The organism is Clostridium sp. CS1-1, assembly GCF_056135525.1.
Map to the genome: position 1 here is coordinate 3,394,711 of NZ_CM148680.1, position 20,618 is coordinate 3,415,328.

At 35.4% G+C, this 20,618-nt stretch carries 14 protein-coding genes, 3 tRNA genes and 3 rRNA genes; 4 read left to right on the top strand and 16 right to left on the bottom strand.

Features of this window, described 5'->3' with window-relative positions:
* Positions 1-23: 23 nt before the first annotated feature.
* On the bottom strand, positions 24-650 hold the full coding sequence (locus AC0N0V_RS15995) for a hypothetical protein (protein WP_474459162.1): 627 nt from the start codon (positions 648-650) through the stop codon (positions 24-26).
* A 179-nt stretch (positions 651-829) separates the two neighbouring features.
* Between AC0N0V_RS15995 and AC0N0V_RS16000 the strand changes: the two genes are divergently transcribed.
* The gene (locus tag AC0N0V_RS16000) at positions 830-1,111 is read left to right on the top strand and encodes a DUF503 domain-containing protein (RefSeq protein WP_474459164.1); all 282 of its coding nucleotides are present in this window, start codon (positions 830-832) and stop codon (positions 1,109-1,111) included.
* A gap of 222 nt (positions 1,112-1,333) precedes the next feature.
* Positions 1,334-2,676 (top strand): IS3 family transposase gene (locus AC0N0V_RS16005; protein ID WP_474464388.1). Its coding sequence is split into 2 segments (ribosomal slippage): positions 1,334-1,741 and positions 1,744-2,676, totalling 1,341 coding nucleotides; the frame shifts between segments, so codons are not numbered across the junction.
* 222 nt (positions 2,677-2,898) lie between these two features.
* Here AC0N0V_RS16005 and AC0N0V_RS16010 read toward each other — a convergent pair.
* The 4 genes from AC0N0V_RS16010 to AC0N0V_RS16025 form a co-directional block, all read right to left on the bottom strand.
* Complete coding sequence (locus AC0N0V_RS16010) at positions 2,899-3,192, bottom strand: hypothetical protein (protein WP_474459166.1); 294 nt, start codon at positions 3,190-3,192, stop codon at positions 2,899-2,901.
* Positions 3,193-3,317: 125 nt separating this feature from the next.
* The gene (gene nagB / locus AC0N0V_RS16015) at positions 3,318-4,043 is read right to left on the bottom strand and encodes a glucosamine-6-phosphate deaminase (protein ID WP_474459168.1); all 726 of its coding nucleotides are present in this window, start codon (positions 4,041-4,043) and stop codon (positions 3,318-3,320) included.
* Between the two features lie 24 nt (positions 4,044-4,067).
* Positions 4,068-5,237, bottom strand: a complete 1,170-nt coding sequence (gene nagA, locus AC0N0V_RS16020) for an N-acetylglucosamine-6-phosphate deacetylase (RefSeq protein WP_474459170.1) — start codon at positions 5,235-5,237, stop codon at positions 4,068-4,070.
* Between the two features lie 42 nt (positions 5,238-5,279).
* Positions 5,280-6,011 (bottom strand): GntR family transcriptional regulator, encoded by a 732-nt coding sequence (locus tag AC0N0V_RS16025; protein ID WP_474459172.1) that lies wholly within the window; start codon positions 6,009-6,011, stop codon positions 5,280-5,282.
* 275 nt (positions 6,012-6,286) lie between these two features.
* Here AC0N0V_RS16025 and glcT point away from each other — a divergent pair, with 275 nt between their 5' ends.
* The gene (gene glcT / locus AC0N0V_RS16030; RefSeq protein WP_474459174.1) at positions 6,287-7,138 is read left to right on the top strand and encodes a glucose PTS transporter transcription antiterminator GlcT; all 852 of its coding nucleotides are present in this window, start codon (positions 6,287-6,289) and stop codon (positions 7,136-7,138) included.
* A gap of 385 nt (positions 7,139-7,523) precedes the next feature.
* On the opposite strand, the gene AC0N0V_RS16035 is transcribed toward glcT, so the two are convergent.
* The gene (locus AC0N0V_RS16035; RefSeq protein ID WP_474459176.1) at positions 7,524-8,003 is read right to left on the bottom strand and encodes a PTS sugar transporter subunit IIA; all 480 of its coding nucleotides are present in this window, start codon (positions 8,001-8,003) and stop codon (positions 7,524-7,526) included.
* Positions 8,004-8,766: 763 nt separating this feature from the next.
* On the opposite strand from AC0N0V_RS16035, the gene nagE reads away from it, so the two are divergent.
* Positions 8,767-10,191 (top strand): N-acetylglucosamine-specific PTS transporter subunit IIBC, encoded by a 1,425-nt coding sequence (gene nagE, locus AC0N0V_RS16040; RefSeq protein ID WP_474459178.1) that lies wholly within the window; start codon positions 8,767-8,769, stop codon positions 10,189-10,191.
* Between the two features lie 230 nt (positions 10,192-10,421).
* Here the strand turns inward: nagE and AC0N0V_RS16045 are convergent.
* From AC0N0V_RS16045 to AC0N0V_RS16090, 10 genes are all read right to left on the bottom strand, one after another.
* Positions 10,422-10,498, bottom strand: a tRNA-Ile gene (locus tag AC0N0V_RS16045).
* Between the two features lie 6 nt (positions 10,499-10,504).
* Positions 10,505-10,621: ribosomal RNA gene (rrf, locus tag AC0N0V_RS16050) — 5S ribosomal RNA — on the bottom strand.
* Positions 10,622-10,800: 179 nt separating this feature from the next.
* Positions 10,801-13,704: ribosomal RNA gene (locus AC0N0V_RS16055) — 23S ribosomal RNA — on the bottom strand.
* Between the two features lie 266 nt (positions 13,705-13,970).
* Positions 13,971-14,047 (bottom strand) — tRNA-Ile (locus AC0N0V_RS16060).
* A gap of 5 nt (positions 14,048-14,052) precedes the next feature.
* A tRNA-Ala gene (locus AC0N0V_RS16065) sits at positions 14,053-14,128 on the bottom strand.
* A 163-nt stretch (positions 14,129-14,291) separates the two neighbouring features.
* A 16S ribosomal RNA gene (locus AC0N0V_RS16070) occupies positions 14,292-15,798 on the bottom strand.
* Together the 16S, 23S and 5S rRNA genes with 3 tRNA genes alongside form the textbook arrangement of a ribosomal RNA operon.
* Before the next feature lie 537 nt (positions 15,799-16,335).
* A complete protein-coding gene (locus AC0N0V_RS16075; protein WP_474459180.1) occupies positions 16,336-17,007 on the bottom strand; it encodes a DUF421 domain-containing protein in 672 nt (223 codons plus the stop codon).
* A 17-nt stretch (positions 17,008-17,024) separates the two neighbouring features.
* Positions 17,025-17,396 (bottom strand): DUF4363 family protein, encoded by a 372-nt coding sequence (locus AC0N0V_RS16080; protein ID WP_474459182.1) that lies wholly within the window; start codon positions 17,394-17,396, stop codon positions 17,025-17,027.
* Between the two features lie 285 nt (positions 17,397-17,681).
* Entirely contained in the window at positions 17,682-19,958 is a 2,277-nt protein-coding gene (locus tag AC0N0V_RS16085; RefSeq protein ID WP_474459184.1) for a type IA DNA topoisomerase, read from the bottom strand.
* A gap of 225 nt (positions 19,959-20,183) precedes the next feature.
* Complete coding sequence (locus tag AC0N0V_RS16090) at positions 20,184-20,549, bottom strand: DUF4363 family protein (protein ID WP_474459186.1); 366 nt, start codon at positions 20,547-20,549, stop codon at positions 20,184-20,186.
* Positions 20,550-20,618 lie beyond the last annotated feature (69 nt).

Genomic DNA, 20,618 nt, shown 5'->3' on the forward strand with positions numbered 1-20,618 from the left:
TATAAACAACCTATATAAGACTTTTAATCTTTATTACAAATATCATCTAATTTTTTCAAAACATATCTATACCCTTCCTTAATGATACTGTTATCATATAAACTTTCATATGAAACTTCCTCTATATTTACATTCAATATCTTTTCCACATTATCACCATAGAGCTTTTTTAAGAACATACTGCAGTCCACTTTTATTAGTTCTTGACTTTTATTATCAAAGTAATTTAAATTATTCGTATCTTTATTAAGCTTCTCTATAAGTCCATAAAGTTGATATATATAACTTAATTCTTTTAACATAAATTCATTTTTTAGATAAGCTACTCCGCTAGAATACTCTCTATCCATTGGAACAGGAAATACATCTACTTCTTCTTTATTCTTGAAACATCTTAGAATCCTTATACTGTTAAACAAAGCAGTGCATATGTCTAATCTTATAATATTAGCATATTCCCTACTTCTCCTTATTCTAATATTCTCTGCATACTTTCTATTATCTTCCACAATCTTATTTTGAACCTCAATAGTTTTATCAGTGGACTTTTTTGTTATAATCCAGCTAAATATTCCTCCAAGCATCGCACCAAGTAAGATAGAAACCGAAGATATTAATGTTGCTGGTAAATCTGTAAAAAGCCTAAGCATAACCGCACCTGCCTTAGAATAAATATTAAATAATATTTTATAGATAACAAATAACTAACCTTTGAAATATTTTTATTTAAAAGTTAGTTATCTCTAAACTCTGATTTTATATTTTCCTATAAGAAGTATTTTATACTTGATCATATTTGCATATAATAAGGTTAAAGGAAGTGATAGTTTTGATTATAGGTACAGCAAAAATTCATTTATTTGCAAATTGGGTACACTCTTTGAAAGAAAAGAGAATGATTGTAAAAAGTATTAATGATAAGGTTAAACATAAATTTAATGTATCTATTGCTGAAATTGAAGATCAGGATTTGCATCAATCAATTGTTATAGGAATTGCATGTGTTAGCACAGATAAAAGACATGCAGATAGCATGATTCAGAATGTAATAAACTTCATTGAAGATAATACAGATGCTGTTCTAGAAGATATCGAAACAGAAGTATTTTAAAAGCTTCACTCGATTTGAAATTTTAAAAAACCATAATATTAAAAGTTACTTACCCTACAAGTTATTGTTGAAATCCTTGATAAATTTAATAAATAACATATTTATGTTAATAAGGGGTAAACTGTACCCTGTAAGATAGACACAGAAAAGAGGCTGTGCTATCTTACAGGGTATTTTTGTATTTAACAATTTAGTATAATGAAGAAAAAAGGGGAGAGTTCTATGGGCAAGTCAAGAAACAGAGACTTCATACAAGCTGAAATAGATATTTTGTCCAAAAATATGCATGTTAAAAATGTTACTCCAAAACAAATTACGTATACAGATGCCTTTAAAGAATTATTTATCGCTGAACATAATGAGGGGATGCTTCCTAGAGATATTTTTATAGAGAATGGATTTGATCCTGAGATGATAGGACAAAATCGAATCGATCGTTGTAGTGTAAGATGGCGTTCAAAAGCAAATCGCCCCGAAGGGGTTAGAGACATACGAAAAGGTAACTCTGGAACAACCAGAGGTTTAGAAGGCGAAATAAGTATTGAAGAGGAGTTAACGCGTTTAAAACAACAAAATCAATATCTAAAGCAAGAAAATTCATTTCTGCGGGAACTACGAAGATTGGAAAGGCAGGTGATGCCCAATTCAAAATTAAACCAGATGAAAAGTACAAAATAATTAGAAGATTGTCAGAAAAAAGTAAATGTTGTCTTGACATAAAATATATGTGCGAAATGGCTGGTGTCTCACGGTCGGGCTATTATTCATGGTTGCAAAGAGAAGATCACCGAATCAAAAAGGAAGAGCAAGACAGGAATGACTTTGAGCTTATTTTAAATGCGTTTCAGTTCAAAAACAGAAATAAAGGTGCAAGAAGCATAAAAATGTTCTTATTCAGGAAACTTGGTATCAATATGAATCTTAAAAAAATTCGTAGGCTAATGGCTAAGTATGGGGTACGTTGCCCTATAAGGAAACCTAATCCATATAAAAAGATTGGTAAAGCTATAAAAAGCCACGCTGTAGGGAATAAAGTAAATAGAGAGTTTTGTGTGGGTAAGCCTGGTAAAGTTCTACTGACAGATATAACTTACATATACTATGGTTCTGGAAAATGCGCATATCTATCAACTGTCAAAGATGGATGCACACGTCAAATACCATCTTATGTATTAAGTGAATCGCTTGAACTTCCTATTGCAACAGATACGATTAATTTTCTGATGGATAATAAAGCATACGTTATATCAAAAGATGCTTACTTGCATTCAGATCAAGGTATCCATTATACAAGCAGAAAGTTTCAAAACTTGATAAAGTCAAAAGGATTTATACAATCTATGTCAAGAAAAGGAAATTGTTGGGACAATGCTCCTCAAGAATCATTTTATGGTCATATGAAAGATGAGCTCAATCTTAGTCAATGTGAAACCTTTGAACAACTTAAATCAGAGATTGATGAATACATAGAGTATTACAATAATGAACGTTACCAGTGGGATCTTATGAAAATGACTCCCAATGAATACTATAGTTATTTGACTACAGGTATTATACCATATTAAAAATTTCACCTAGAAATTAATTTCTAGGTGAACAGCCTGTTTTATTGTGTACTTGACAAAGGGTACAGTTTACCCTTTTCCATTATATAACCGAAATTATATATTTATTTACTAAAGACGCTATATTAAACTACCGTTTTTAGGTAAAATTGAGGCCGTTTCAAAATTACTTTCATATTTTATGTATTTTGAGACAGCCTCTTATTCTTATCCCCTACAATACTATAAATTTTTGTTTTTATTATAGATATTATTTACATTAGATAAAAGATCATGCATAAAATTTGCACCCCTCGATATGAGTAGTCCTGTAAGCACCATGCCAACATATGGTATATGCATTGGTAATCCCACTGCATTCATAAAGTCTATATTAGCCCCAATGGCTACCAGCTCTCCAAAAGCTACAGCCCCTACTCTGTCATGGCTAAACTTTCCATTTTGCCAAAACATTTTTGTAGTTTCCCATAAAGACTCAACTATTAAAGCAGCTATAATATACTGTAAAAGATCCATTTATACCTCAAGTTTAAATTACTAATATCAACAATATATATGCTGATTTCTAAATATCTATGAATATAAATAAAAAACCTACACTTAGAATAATGTAGGTTTTAAGTGGAATTTAACGTGAAATTTTATAGTTTGCTTGCTGCTTCTCTGTCAACTATTATGGTAACATCCTTATGAAGCTGTAAAACTGATGCTGGGAGTTCTGGGGAAATCTTTCCATTTATAGTTTTAGCAATTGCTTCTGCTTTTGATACTCCACTCGCTAATAAAACTATTTTTTTTGAATGCATTATTGTCTTTACTCCCATGCTTATAGCTTTTGTAGGGACTTCCTCTATCGAAGAAAAAAATCTTGAATTAGACTCAATAGTTTTTTCATCGAGGTTCACGAGATGTGTTCCTGCTTCAAAATTAATATCTGGCTCATTGAATCCAATATGCCCATTTACACCTATTCCAAGCACCTGAATATCTATTCCACCAGTCTTCTCTATTCTTTTATCATAATTTACACACTCTTCATCTATGTTTTCAGTCATTCCGTTTGGTATATTTATATTTTCTTCTTCAACATTTACATGGTTAAATAAATTTTTCATCATAAAATAAAAATAACTTTGTTCATTCTTTTTATCAATTCCATAGTATTCATCTAAATTAAAGGTTTTAACTTCAGAAAAATCAATTTCCTTTTTATTATACATTTCTACTAATTCTTTATACATACCTATTGGTGTATCTCCTGTAGCTAATCCTAACACACTATTAGGCTTTAAAATTATTTGACTTGCCATCATTGCTGCCGCTTTTTTACTCATTTCCTCATAATTATCTACAACTATTATTCTCATTTTTGTAACCCTCCCATATTAACTTTAACTATATGCTTTAGTAAAAACTGTTTTTCCTTCAACAATAGTTTGTTTTACATCAAAGTTCTCATCAAATATTACTATATCCGCATCTTTACCAATTTCAATACTTCCTTTTATATCATCAAGATGTATATCTTTAGCAGGATTTATAGAAGCTAAGGCTACTGCTTCATATAACTTAAGGTTAGTATTATCCAATATATTTTTTATTGCCTTATTTAGAGTCAATATGCTTCCAGCTAATGTCCCATCTTCTAATCTTGCAGAATTACCATTAACTACAACCTTTTGCCCTCCTAGTTCTGATATCCCTTCCTTCATACAACCAGCTCTCATAGAATCTGTTATCAATATAACTTTATTTTTCCCTTTTACGTTAACCACAGTTTGAAAGATCCCCTTATGCACATGTATCTTGTCGGCTATTATTTCACAGTTAATATTACTATTGAGAACAGCACCAACAACTCCTGGCTTTCTATGGTTTAATGGTGTCATTGCATTAAAAAGATGTGTAGCACGACTAATTCCATTTTCTATAGACTGTATTGCCTCCTCGTAAGTTGCATCTGAATGACCTATCGATAAAACAATATTGGTTTTTTCTTTTATAGTTTTAATAAAACTAAAATTATGATCTCTCTCGGGTGCTAAAGTTATAACTTTTATTACATCTTCGTATCCCTGTATGAAATCATAATCTGGATCAATTATATGGTCTTCTTTTTGTGCCCCTTTATACTTTTTGTTTATGAATGGTCCTTCCATGTGTGCACCTAGTACTTTAGCTCCATCTAAGCTTAATTTCATTCCTTCTCTAACGGTATCCAATGCTTGATGAACTTTATCTGTACTCATAGTCATAGTAGTTGGCAGAAATCCCGTAACCCCGTTTTGCGATATGATCTTACTTATTACTTTTAAATCTTCTATATCCCCGTCCATTACATCTTTCCCACCAGAACCATGAATATGCAAGTCTATAAAGCCAGGTGATATATAGTTTCCCTTAGCATCAATTATTTTAAATTCACCATATTTATCATTCTTAATTCTTTCATCAAAATTATTCTTACTAATAATTTCTTCGATCTTGTTGTTAAATAAAATTACTGTATCTTCTAATATAGTATCTGTTTTAATAACTTTCCCATTAATAATTGCTTTCATCTTTTCACATCCCTTATTAACAACTTAAGACCAGTCATGAACTTAAGTCAAAATTATTTCAAATTTGTATCTATCTGTTAGGTAAATAGACTTTGTATATTCAACAGGAACTTCATTTTCCATATAAGCAACTCTCATAAACATAAGAGCTAAAGCTTTATTTTGCTGTTCTAAAAGTTCGCTTTCATATTCATTTAAAGCAATAGGTTCGATGGTTTGCTTAGCTTTTGTCAGATTGTATTCGTATTTTTCCTTAAAAACTTTATACAATGATTTTCCTTCTATTGAATCTCTTGTCATGTCAGAGAATAAGTGATATGGTATGGATACAACTTCCAAGGCGAATGGCTTATTTTCACATATTCGCAATCTAGTTATTTCTATAATCATATCTTTTTCTTCTGGCATATTAAGTATACTTTTACTTTGCTTAGTAGCTTTTTTAATTTCAAATGATAAAATCTTCGTATTTACTTCTAAGCCTCTTTCCCTCATTTCTTCAGTTAACCCTTTAAATTTTGTTAACTGATGCTTTTCTTTTGGTTCTGCAATAAAAGTTCCTTTTCCCTGTTCTCTATATAAAATTCCATCGCTTACCAAAGACATTATTGCTTTATTGACAGTCATTCTACTAACACCTTGAATTTCACATAACTCTCTTTCTGTAGGAATCATATCTCCTGGTTTTAACTCTTCATTCTCAATCATTTCCTCTATTATCTGCTTTATCTGATAATGTAGTGGCAGTGGATTATCCTTTGAAACTATTCTCAAGGCAATATTTCCTCCCTCTAGTAAAATCTTTAACTTCTCTATTTACAGCTATCATTAATATATAAATTTTCATTTATTTCTTTATGGTAATATTCTAGTACATATGTTATTATAACATTATATTGTTATGTTGTATATACCAATGAGAAAAATATGAGAATTCTTCTGTCCTATCAAAAGATATTTCTTCTAAATGTATATTAGCCCTTTAAAAATATCATCAAAATATATTATAATTGTTGTTAATTCAAATTTTACTTTGGAGGTACTTAATTATGAATAATTCACCAAACAATGATTGTAAAGTTATAAAGGTTTTTAATAATAATGTTCTCTTTGTTCATGAAAATGAAAAAGAGAAAATACTTTTTGGAAAAGGTATAGGCTTTGGAAAACGTCCTGGTGATACAATTTCACCTTCTATCAAAGTTGATAAAATCTTTACAATAGATAATAAAAATAATAGTCTTACATTTAATGAATTAGTGTCAAATACAGATAGCAATCTTATTGGTTTATGTGAAGAGGTAATTTGTATGGTATCTAATGAGTTAAAGGAAGAACTTAATGAAAAAATTCATATTTCATTAACAGATCATATTGCATTTACCCTTAAAAGACTTAAAGCAAATGATGAAATCCTTAATCCATTCTTAGTTGAAACAGAAACATTGTATAAAAGAGAATTTGAAATTGCTCGTAAGGCCGTAAAGATGCTTGAAGAAAGATTAGGAATTCCATTTCCCGATGGAGAAATAGGATTCATTACCTTACATATTCACTCTGCTAGAAATCAAGGTAAGCTGTCAAATACACTTAAATATACTTTCCTTTCAAGTACAATAATAGAATATATAGAGGATGATTTAAATATCGAAATAGATAAACAATCTTTAGATTATGCTCGTTTTATTACTCACATTCGCTTTGCAATAGAAAGAATCCTTAATAATACTCCGATAAAAAATGAATTACTAGAGGTAATAAAGAAAGAGTATCCTGATTCTTACACACTTGCTAAAAAAGTAGTTAAAATTATTGAAAAAGAACTTCATTTAAATATTATAGAGGATGAAGTTGCTTATATTGCAATGCATATACAGAGATTCAAAAGTTCTGTCTCCTAAGCTGTTCATCTATATTGCTTGGTCTAAGATAAGTCTTAATCAACATATTATTTTCAATATTGCATCTACTAGTTACATAATATTGCTAAAGATAGCTTTATAAGTTTTACTGTTAACTCAATAGCAAGACTTATAAAGCTATTTTTTATCTAAGGATATATTCGCTCTGATGCCTCTTTGTACTCTGTGAAAGCGATTCGCACCAAATCGGAGATTTGGTGCGAATCGCTTTCACAGAGTAGGTGGTGATGAGGGGATACTTTATTGGATAACGAGTTTTAAGCATCAGGCGAAGTTAAAATTCCACCTGATGCTTAGAGCTCTGTTTATATTATGATATTTTTCACTTATCCTAAAACGTTAACCTCAGTATAGGATACTCATTTTATTTTGTTTTATAAGTAACAACTGTTTCTTTACCTGCTTCAACCTCTATGTTAGTATTGCATTTTATTTCTTTAAGGTTATCTGGGTTAGTTATTAGTACTGGAGTAACTAGTGAATATCCTTTATCCTTTATAAGATTAACATTTATTCTTATCACTGGCTCCCCAGCCTTAACTTTGCTTCCTTCTTGTATTAATCTTTCAAATCCCTCTCCACTTAGCTCAACAGTATCAATTCCTATATGAACCAATATTTCTATTCCATTATCTAATACCATGCCGAAAGCATGATTAGTTTTAAATATCATAGATACGACACCATCAGCAGGTGCTACTATAATATCACCAGTAGAGTCAATTCCAACTCCATCACCAGCCATTTTTTGTGAAAATACTGGGTCTGGTACCTCCGATAAGTTTATAGATCTTCCTGAAACTGGAGCAACTAATTTAAATTCTTTTTTTAAAAAACCGAACATTACTTAAACGCCTCCTATGACTTGTGTTTATTTGATATTAATTAGTGATTGCTTCTGTAAAGGATAAATTACTAAGTACAAGTTTTATGTGAATTTAATCAACTTTTTATTATTAGCTTATCCTATGTAAGCGCAAAAAAAGCACAAGTTAAAAACTTATGCCTGATTCAACAGTTACACGTTTCGCTTTTAGTATATATCTTAATAAATTTGTTGTCAATATTATTATCATCTGTAATTTTATTAAAATATTATTGACAAAAGTATTAAAGATTGTATAATAAAATTAAATAAATAATCACGTGGACGTTTTCTCAGCGTGTAACCATTAGTTTGGGCAAAAGCTGAAAAGGATATTATCCTTTTCAGCTTTTTTGTTTATTATTATTTAGTTGATTTTACATACACCAATGTTCGTACAAGCTAAACTATTCAAAATTGGTATATACAACATAATAATATAATGATATGCCGACGTCTATGTTGTAAGTTTTCACTCATTGGCACAACTTGTAATTCATATCAAACTTATAGTTTAGTATTACTATGTTGCTAGTTGTAAATTTATACATCAGTAATTTATGTATTTATTGCATATAGTAACTTTAAACCTTTTCAAATTTCATAAGCCTTCACAAGAAGTAGAACTTCTTTGAAGATAGATTTCGGTTTATATAATCTAATGAGCGTACGGCATCAGATTAAGAAAACCTTACTTTAATGGATTTATAAATAATTATAATTTACTAGGAGGTATTTTAGAATGTCAGAAAACGGTAAAGTTTTAGGAAGCTTACAAAAGCTTGGTAAGGCAATAATGACTCCTGTAGCAGCAATGCCTGCAGCAGCGTTATTATTAAGATTAGGCCAGCCAGATGTTTGGGCATGGACAGGTAGTCTTAAAGCTGGTATCCCATGGATGGCTGCAGCTGGTGGAGCAATATTTGATAATTTAGCACTTATTTTTGCAATTGGTATTGCTGTTGGTCTTGCAGAAGAGAATAATGGTATTGCTGGGCTAGCAGCAGCTGTAGGATATTTTGTATTAACTAAAGTTGCAGTAACATTCAATAAAGATATTAATATGGGAGTTTTAGCTGGTATTGCTGTTGGTGTCATTGCTGGTTATCTGTACAATAAGTACAAATCGGTAAAAGTTCCTGATTTCTTGGGATTCTTTGGTGGAAAACGTTTTGTTCCGATTATTACTTCTCTGTATACTTTAATTCTTGGTGTTGCCGCAGGATATATTTGGCCTTTAATTCAAAATGGAATAAATGCATTTGGTAATTCCGTTGCTGGAGCTGGTGCTATTGGTGCTTTTGTTTTCGGTTTCCTTAACAGATTGCTAATTCCTGTGGGATTACACCATGTTCTTAATTCATTATTTTGGTTCCAGTTTGGTACATTTCAAAATGCAGCAGGAAAAGTTGTTACTGGTGACTTAAATAGATTCTTTGCCCTTGATCCAAGTGCAGGAACTTATATGACAGGTTTCTTCCCAGTTATGATGTTTGGTCTTCCAGCAGCATGTTTAGCTATGATAACTATGGCTAAAAAGGAAAACAAAAAAGCTGTTACTGGTATGTTGCTTGGATTAGCATTTACATCATTTTTAACTGGTATTACTGAACCAATAGAATTTACATTTATGTTCCTATCCCCAGTATTATATGCTGTCCACGCTTTACTTACTGGTATATCACTCGCTTTAACATCTGCACTTGGTATTAAGGATGGGTTTGGTTTCTCTGCAGGTCTAATAGATTACTTACTAAATTTAGGTATAGCAACTAAACCTTTCTTACTATTATTAATAGGTTTAATTTATGGAGCAATCTACTACTTCGTATTCATTTTCTTTATAAAAGCATTTAATATACCAACACCTGGAAGAATGGACGAAGAAGGATCTTCTAGTTTATCTAGTGTAGGGAATTCAGAACTTGAAACTAGAGCAAGGAATATACTTGCAGCTATAGGCGGTAAGGAAAATATAGAAGCAATCGATGCCTGTGTTACTAGAATAAGATTGACAGTTAAAGACGGTGGTAAAATAGATGAGACTACTCTTAAAAAATTAGGCGCTTCTGGCGTTATGAAAATGGGTAGCAAAAACTATCAAGTAGTAGTTGGAACTATTGCTGATCTAATTGTTACTCATATTAAGTCAATTATGAAAAATTAATTTACTTTCATAAAGAATGTTTTCAATATAAAAGGTTAGGCTAGAGTGTAGAAAATGGCAGATGTCCATCCTTACACTATCCTAACCTTTTATATATTCAATAAAATACCTTTATAAAGCTACAATAATAATTAAAATTTTATTTGTTACACGTGTGCAAATATGGACTTATATAAAAAAATAGAAACACCTAAGTTTAAATAAAGTATTAAACTTAGGTGTTTCTATTTTGGTGGACCTTCAGGGACTCGAACCCCGGACCAACCGGTTATGAGCCGGTTGCTCTAACCAACTGAGCTAAAGATCCATGTTAACCTAGCAGCGACCTACTCTTCCACACAGTCTCCCGTGCAGTACCATCGGCACTGTGAAGCTTAACCATCGTGTTCGGAATGGGAACGGGTGTAACCTTCACGTCATAACCACTAGATTCGCAAAAATTGCTATAAGCTTCGCATTTCTGCGTCAAATCCTTCGCTGCGGTGCTCATTTACTGAAGTAAACTCTGCTCCTCGCTCAAGCTTTTCCTTGAACTGCTCGCTTCTATCAATTTTTATTGTTACTTTTTGTTTGAAAGAACTATTCTCTCAAAATTGCACAGTGATATATTAGGTCAAGCCCTCGACCTATTAGTATCAGTCAGCTGAACATGTTACCATGCTTACACCTCTGACCTATCAACCTTGTGTTCTTCAAGGGGTCTTACTAGCTTACGCTATGGGAAATCTTATCTTGAGGTGGGCTTCACGCTTAGATGCTTTCAGCGTTTATCCCGTCCCGACATAGCTACCCAGCTGTGCTCCTGGCGGAACAACTGGTGCACCAGAGGTCAGTCCATCCCGGTCCTCTCGTACTAAGGACAGCTCCTCTCAAATTTCCTACGCCCGCGACGGATAGGGACCGAACTGTCTCACGACGTTCTGAACCCAGCTCGCGTGCCGCTTTAATGGGCGAACAGCCCAACCCTTGGGACCTACTTCAGCCCCAGGATGCGACGAGCCGACATCGAGGTGCCAAACCTCCCCGTCGATGTGGACTCTTGGGGGAGATCAGCCTGTTATCCCCGAGGTAGCTTTTATCCGTTGAGCGATGGCCCTCCCACGAGGTACCACCGGATCACTAAGCCCGACTTTCGTCCCTGCTCCACTTGTTTGTGTCGCAGTCAGGCTCCCTTCTGCCTTTGCACTCTACGAACGATTTCCAACCGTTCTGAGGGAACCTTTGGGCGCCTCCGTTACTTTTTAGGAGGCGACCGCCCCAGTCAAACTGCCCACCTAACAATGTCCCGTGACCAGATTCATGGCCGCCGGTTAGAATCCCAGTACTGTCAGGGTGGTATCCCAAGGACGACTCCACAAAGGCTGACGCCTCTGCTTCGCAGTCTCCCACCTATCCTGTACAGACAATACCGAGACTCAATGCTAAGCTACAGTAAAGCTCTACGGGGTCTTTCCGTCCAATCGCGGGTAGCGAGCATCTTCACTCGCAATACAATTTCGCCGGATTTGTTGTCGAGACAGTGCCCAAGTCATTACGCCATTCGTGCGGGTCGGAACTTACCCGACAAGGAATTTCGCTACCTTAGGACCGTTATAGTTACGGCCGCCGTTTACTGGGGCTTAAGTTCACACCTTCGCATGAAGCTAAGTGTTCCCCTTAACCTTCCAGCACCGGGCAGGCGTCAGCCCCTATACATCAGCTTTCGCTTTAGCAGAGACCTGTGTTTTTGCTAAACAGTTGCTTGGGCCTATTCTCTGCGACCACCTTGCGGTGGCACCCCTTCTCCCGAAGTTACGGGGTCAATTTGCCGAGTTCCTTGACAACAATTCTTCCGCTGGTCTTAGGATTCTCTCCTCACCTACCTGTGTCGGTTTGCGGTACGGGCACCAGTTCACTCCATAGAGACTTTTCTTGGCAGCGTGGAATCAGATACTTCGCCCAAAAGGGCTCTCCGTAACACCTCAGCATTAACTAGACGGATTTGCCTATCTAGTCTGCCTAAGTGCTTAGACGCACATCCAATAGTGCGCACATCTTATCCTCCTGCGTCATCCCATTTGTAATAACGCAAACTGGTGGTATCGGAATATCAACCGATTGTCCATCACCTACGCCTTTCGGCCTCGGCTTAGGTCCCGACTAACCCTGAGCGGACGAGCCTTCCTCAGGAAACCTTAGGTTTTCGACCAATAAGATTCTCACTTATTTCTCGCTACTTATGCCAGCATACTCACTCCTGTACAGTCCACCGCTCCTTACGGTACGACTTCAACCCATACAGGAAGCTCCTCTACCACTGATACTTACGTATCAATCCATAGCTTCGGTGGTAAGTTTTAGCCCCGAACATCTTCGGCGCAGGATCTCTCGACTAGTGAGCTATTACGCACTCTTTAAATGAGTGGCTGCTTCTAAGCCAACATCCTAGTTGTCTTAGAAATCCCACATCCTTTTCCACTTAACTTACACTTTGGGACCTTAGCTGATGGTCTGGGCTGTTTCCCTTTTGACCACGGATCTTATCATTCGTAGTCTGACTGCTTTGATTCAAGTATATGGCATTCGGAGTTTGATAGGGTTCAGTAACTGTTGTCAGCCCCTAGCCCATTCAGTGCTCTACCTCCACTACTCATTCAAAACGCTAGCCCTAAAGCTATTTCGAGGAGAACCAGCTATCTCCGAGTTCGATTGGAATTTCTCCGCTATCCACAGCTCATCCCATGGTTTTTCAACACCAATGTGGTTCGGTCCTCCACGGAATTTTACTTCCGCTTCAACCTGTCCATGGATAGGTCACCCGGTTTCGGGTCTACGACATGCAACTTTTTGCCCTATTCAGACTCGGTTTCCCTTCGGCTACGTATCTTAAATACTTAACCTTGCTACACATCGTAACTCGCTGGCTCGTTCTACAAAAAGCACGTCGTTGCAGGTAAAACTGCTTCGACTGATTGTGGACACACGGTTTCAGGTTCTATTTCACTCCCCTTCCGGGGTTCTTTTCACCTTTCCCTCACGGTACTACTTCACTATCGGTCACCAGTTAGTATTTAGCCTTGGGAGGTGGTCCTCCCTGCTTCCCACAAGGTTTCACGTGTCTCGTGGTACTCTGGATTAGACCTAGGAGCTTCCATTTTCATTTACAGGGCTGTTACCTTCTATGGCGGAGCCTTCCAGCTCTCTTCAATTAATTCCAGCTCTCACTTGCGGTCTATCCACAACCCCAGGAACAAGTTCCTGGTTTGGGCTCTTTCCCTTTCGCTCGCCGCTACTTAGGAAATCGATTTTTCTTTCTCTTCCTCCGGGTACTTAGATGTTTCAGTTCCCCGGGTCTACCTCTATAAACCTATGAATTCAGTTTACAGTACATAGCGTTAGCTATGTGGGTTGCCCCATTCGGAAATCTCCGGATCGCAGGCTATTTGCGCCTACCCGAAGCTTATCGCAGCTTATCGCGTCCTTCATCGGCTACTGGTGCCAAGGCATTCACCATGCGCCCTTTGTAGCTTGACCTATTGACCGAAAATTGCTATTAACTTCGCGCTTCTTCGTCAGGTCACTCGTTGCGGTACTCATTTACCAGTTAGTAAACTCCGTTCCTCACTCGCGTCCTTCCTCGAATCGCTCGCTACTATCAATTTTCTAGTTTTAGTTATAATCTACAAAGGTTTACTATTTTATAATTTCTTATAAATAGTTTATACCTTTAGCTTTACTTCTTATGTTAAATAACTTTCATTATTTAACGCTTATCACTGTGCAATTTTCAAAGAACAATGTGGTGGGCTTAAATGGACTCGAACCATCGACCTCACGCTTATCAGGCGTGCGCTCTAACCAGCTGAGCTATAAGCCCATATATGGTGGAGATAAAGGGATTCGAACCCTTGACCCCCTGCGTGCAAGGCAGGTGCTCTCCCAGCTGAGCTATACCCCCATATATAAATTAACAGTCAACAATTGATATGAATAACTATCCATATCAAATTAACAACACTTAATTTTCGAAAGACCTATTTATGATCCCTCAAAATTAAACAGAGTGTAAACCAGAATTCCAATGTAACTAAAAACCTAAGTTCTTAGTTATTATTCCTTAGAAAGGAGGTGATCCAGCCGCAGGTTCTCCTACGGCTACCTTGTTACGACTTCACCCCAATCACTGACCCCACCTTCGGCCGCTGGCTCCTTACGGTTACCTCACGGACTTCGGGTGTTGCCAGCTCTCATGGTGTGACGGGCGGTGTGTACAAGGCCCGGGAACGTATTCACCGCGACATTCTGATTCGCGATTACTAGCAACTCCAGCTTCATGTAGGCGAGTTTCAGCCTACAATCCGAACTGGGATGAGTTTTTTAGTTTGGCTCCCCCTCGCGGGTTTGCATCTAATTGTACTCACCATTGTAGCACGTGTGTAGCCCTGGACATAAGGGGCATGATGATTTGACGTCATCCCCACCTTCCTCCCGGTTAACCCGGGCAGTCTCACTAGAGTGCTCAACTTAATGGTAGCAACTAATGATAAGGGTTGCGCTCGTTGCAGGACTTAACCTAACATCTCACGACACGAGCTGACGACAACCATGCACCACCTGTCTCCCTGCCCCGAAGGGCTTCCTCCATTACGAGTAATTCAGGGGATGTCAAGTCCAGGTAAGGTTCTTCGCGTTGCTTCGAATTAAACCACATGCTCCGCTGCTTGTGCGGGCCCCCGTCAATTCCTTTGAGTTTTAATCTTGCGATCGTACTTCCCAGGCGGAGTACTTATTGTGTTAACTGCGGCACAGAAGGTTGGACCCTCCTACACCTAGTACTCATCGTTTACGGCGTGGACTACCAGGGTATCTAATCCTGTTTGCTACCCACGCTTTCATGCCTCAGCGTCAGTTATGGTCCAGAGAATCGCCTTCGCCACTGGTGTTCTTCCTAATCTCTACGCATTTCACCGCTACACTAGGAATTCCATTCTCCTCTCCCACACTCTAGATATCCAGTTTGAAATGCAGCTCCCAAGTTAAGCCCGGGAATTTCACATCTCACTTAAATATCCGCCTACGCATCCTTTACGCCCAGTAAATCCGGACAACGCTTGCCACCTACGTATTACCGCGGCTGCTGGCACGTAGTTAGCCGTGGCTTCCTCCTTGGGTACCGTCATTATCGTCCCCAAAGACAGAGCTTTACAACCCGAAGGCCTTCATCACTCACGCGGCGTTGCTGCATCAGGCTTTCGCCCATTGTGCAATATTCCCCACTGCTGCCTCCCGTAGGAGTCTGGACCGTATCTCAGTTCCAATGTGGCCGATCACCCTCTCAGGTCGGCTACGCATCGTCGCCTTGGTGAGCCTTTACCTCACCAACTAGCTAATGCGCCGCGGGTCCATCTCAAAGCGGATTACTCCTTTAATTAGTTCTTCATGCGAAGAACTAATGTTATGCGGTATTAATCTCCCTTTCGGGAGGCTATCCCCCTCTTTGAGGTAGGTTACCCACGTGTTACTCACCCGTCCGCCGCTAATCCACCCCGAAGGGTTTCATCGCTCGACTTGCATGTGTTAGGCACGCCGCCAGCGTTCGTCCTGAGCCAGGATCAAACTCTCAATTTAAAAGTTTGCTTGCTCATTACTGCTTTGTTACTTTAAAAGTAACTCAAAGAATTGCTGGTTTATTTAAAAACAAGTTTTAACTTATCTTTCACTCTGTTTAATTTTCAAGGATCATTTTTCTTATTTTGATTACTTTTACATCTTATCATTTTCATTGGAATCAGTCAAGAACTTTGTGAATATTTTTTATTTTCTAGCTTCTTATACAGCTTTAAATAATATCACCAGTATAGATTCATCTCATCGACTTTTTTATTGTCAATTTTTAATCATAATCTTATACTTTAAGTTCATTTAGTTGCACATATCTGACAACGAATGTTATTCTATCATCTTTATTAGCACCGTTGTATTCTCATACTTCCCTTAATCTTTAATTATAACGCTTGTACTTAATTATTCTCTTGATTTCTTACCTTTAATCATATGGACACGCCTGACTTAGTTTATATCAGTCAATTGGTTTATAGAATGCTCCTCTAATGTATAAAACCTAGTTTAGTCATAAAAATTTTATTTATGTCTATATTAAACAACCTATTTCTTATGAACATTTAACTGCCATAAAGAATCTATTTCTGCTAGTGCCACTTGTTCTTCGTAATTTTGTATACCCTGTTTCTTTAGTTCCTTTATCAACCATTTCTTATTACGTTTAATATGATTTAAGTTGCTTTCAATAATACCGCCATCCATGATTAAGGGTACAGTTAAGCCTCCTACTGGCGACTTAATTTTTAAGTCTTTCAACTGTACTGGTCTATTTTGCTCCTTAGGAAACACTGATATAGTACCTTGTGGTTCAATAATAGCAGTTTGAATATCTGAGAACTTATCATAACCTTTTTCTCTAACAAGCCCCTCCAACTGATTTAAGCTTAGACTTAGACTACTCAAAGCTTTCATATCAATTTTTCCGTTTTCAATAACTATAGTAGGTGTATGTTCCATAATATGTGTGAGCTTATTTATTATCGCCAAACGAGAAGTTAAAATCATTAATAATACCAAAAGCCCTGATCCAAAAACTGATTTTACTACCACTTTATCCACCAAAGGTTCAGCGGCAACATTAGCTAGTATCATTATACCAGCAACCTCATAAGCTGCCATTTCTGAAATAGCCTTCTTTGTTAAGATTCTAGAACATAAATATGTAAAAAAATAGACTAACAAAACTCTAGTAGCATAAGCTAAAACATCTATCATTGTCTAACTCCTTTCTTTTATGGTCCTGAAAATGCCTTCATTACAAAATCCAACGATTCTCTTAAAGCACCAACATACTCAACAGCAGAATCTTGGTTGTGTTTCACTGTTGATTCTAACTGACCTAATGTATTTTCAAATGTAGTATATATTTCAGTAGCATTATTCATTTGAATAAATACTCTATTCTTGTTATAAATTTTTTTTAAGATATTCATTTCTTGATTCGCTTGCTTCCAATCTTTACTCTGTACACTATTTTCTATCTTATTTAGTTGCGAATCTATTGCTTTTAATGGAAGAGCTACACTAAATATAATCCACATAAAAACAAATGATATCATCCACACTACTGCCACTTTATATCTCATGTTATCATTACTAAACACTCTTACCACCCCTTACATGAATATTATTCCACAATGCTAGAAAAGTATTAAAATATCTTTATCCGATGACTACCCGCTCTAATACTCCCTCGCACTCTGTGAAAGTGATTCACACAAAATCAAAGATTTTGGTTCTCTACTTTTCTCCAGGAGGAAGTGAAGAGCGGGTACGTCCCTGGATAAAGATTTCTAAGCATCAGGTGGAGTTAAAACTCCATCTGATGCTTAGAAATCTGTTTATAAAAAAATAAATCCAGTTACCCCATAAGCAACTGGATTATAATATTATTTCTCAAATTCAAATTGTATTTTTTCATCTTTTAAAACAAGTCTTGCATTAAACTCTGTTCCTTTTTTTGACTTAAATCCTCTTATAATGTCAGTTTTACCAACTTCTATTATTTTTTTAATCTGTGCTATTGAAATTTTCTTGCCACAAATCTCACTCACAAAAAACTTACATCCGCTTTCCCAATTTGTGCATCCATATCCTTTTTTATTTTTCACAATTTGACCTTTACTGCATATTGGGCAAATACCCAATATATCCTCACTTATCTTTTCAGATATTGTAATGTTTTTACTTTTTATTAAGCTCGCGAATAGACTTTCTCCGTTAACAACTTTATTATTATTTAATACCTTATAAATATTGTTCTTCGTGTAACTCTCAAGTTTATTCATAAAAATGTCTGGTGTTATCTCTTTTTCATAAACCATTTTAAGTCCTTTTTCCCAGCTAGCTGTTAATGTTGGATTAAGTAAAGTAGGTATTGAGGCTTTTATAACCTCATATATCATTTCTCCTTTAGTAGTTGGTGTTATTATTTGTGTTTTTTTATTGGAGCTAATGTATTCTATTTTTTCGAGCTTCTTAAGTATTTCTGCTCTAGTGGCAGAGGTTCCTATTCCCGCACCTTTGATTTGCTCTCTCAACTCTTCATCCTCAATGAGTTTACCTGCATTCTCCATAGCAATTATAATTGAACCACTGCTATATCTTTTAGGAGGAGTAGTTTCACCATTTTTTATCATTAAGTTATTTAAATCTACAATCTGTCCTTTTCTTAATTTATTTAAAAATTCCATATTCTTATTTTCTTTTATGTCTTTTTCTGAATTTAATACATCAAGATATCCTCTTTCTATGCAGACCTTATCTGAGGTAAAAAAGCTTTCATTTCCTATTTTAGTAACAACCTCAATTTTACTGTACTTCGCTGGCGGATAGAATATAGCAAGAAAACGTCTAACAACCAAATTATATATTTTTTTTTCGAGATCACTAAGTTTCTCATAGCTTTGAAGACCTTCACCTGTTGGTATAATGGCATAGTGATCTGTTATTTTGCTGTCATCTACGTATTTTGTTTTTTCCAAATTCTTAAACCAATTGTTAGTAAGTATAGTTTCAGCAATGAAGCTTACCCCAATATCTCCCTTATAGAAGGTTAGCTTTTTTACGTTTTTATTTATTTCCTTTGCCACTGCTTTTGACAAAACTCTCGCATCTGTTCTAGGATATGTAAGCATCTTTTTTTCATATAATGACTGAACTTTGCTTAGAGTCTCTTCTGGACTAATCTTAAATTTTTTAGAACATTCATTTTGTAATTCTGCTAAATTGAATAAAAGCGGTGCTTTTTTTACTTCCTTATTCTTACTTACTTTATCTATAAATACTTTACTACTTTGTGAAACCTGTTTGAGTTTTTCTAAAATCTTTTCCGATTCTTCCCTAGTTTTAAAACCACTTTCATTATAAAGGTAGTGGGACTGAAAATACTCTGAACCCTCTACCGCTTTCCATTCCCCGTCATATACTAGTTCTAACTTAGAATTTTCTTTATATCCTGCATTAAACTCTGCTATTATTTTATAAAAAGGAGTTTTTATAAAATCTCTAATTTCTCTTTCCCTTTCAACAATCATTCCAAGTACACAGCTCATAACTCTACCTACTGCAACTACAACTTTATCTTCACCTATAAAACTAGATATAGTTTTACTATATATTAAAGTTAAAAGTCTTGAAAAATTAATTCCAACTAAATAATCTTCTTTAGCTCGCAAGTAAGCGGAATGTGCTAAGGAGTCATATTCAGATAAATCTTTTGCTTCACTAATTCCTCTTCTTATCTCCTCTTCTGTCTGTGAATCAATCCAAACTCTTTTTTTTTCTTTACCGTCTACTCCCACTATTTGATCTACTAGTCTATAAATATACTCGCCTTCTCTTCCTGAGTCTGTACAAACATAAATTCTGTCTATATCATCTCTTCTAAGCAAGTTAGAAACAATATTAAACTGCTTTGCTACACTAGGTATAACCTCATATTTATATTCTTTAGGTAAAAATGGCAATGTACTTAAAGACCATCTTTTTAAATTTTCATCATAAGCTTCAGGGTAGCTCATTGTAACTAAATGTCCAACACACCAAGTGAAAATCGCCTTATCCGACTCTATATATCCGTTAGACTTAGTTCCTTTTACATTTAATAGCTTTACAAACTCCATAGCTACAGATGGTTTTTCTGTAATAAATAACCACTTACCCATTTATAAACCTCACAATCTGAAAACTTATTTCTTGTCATTAGTAACTTTATTTAAAATAAATAGAGATATTGGCATACTTCTTTTAGAATTCCAATATCTCATAGTTCTATTATATCAAATATATTTATATTGCACAAACCTACAAAATGGTAACGTAAATAATAAAATGTATTGTCATTTATGAACTTATTTATTTCACTTAAATTAAATATGTAAAAATGGTAACTACCTAGTAAGCTCAATCCAATTTTCATACATTTCACTCAGTTCTACAAATGCAGCTGATTTATCTTTTCCCATAATTATACCTTTAAGCCTAGCTATATTTAGGCTTATGTTATACATTTCATCTCTTTCTACACTAAACTGAATTCTAGGCATTATTTTTTTCCAAGCATCTGATAATTTTCTTGTATCTTCTTCAGCCTTATCCCAGTTTTCTCCTTTAATATCTTCTGTTATCACTTTTACATACATTACTACATCCTCGGTTACGTTTCTTGGTTTTTTGAAATAATTTCCACTTGTCATAATAAAAACAAATATCATTAAAACAATAACAGGTATTCCATAATATAATACCTTCTTCATACATTCAACTCCCTACATAATTAAAATAATAAAAATACATAACTCCATTTAGCATACTATTTTTATTCC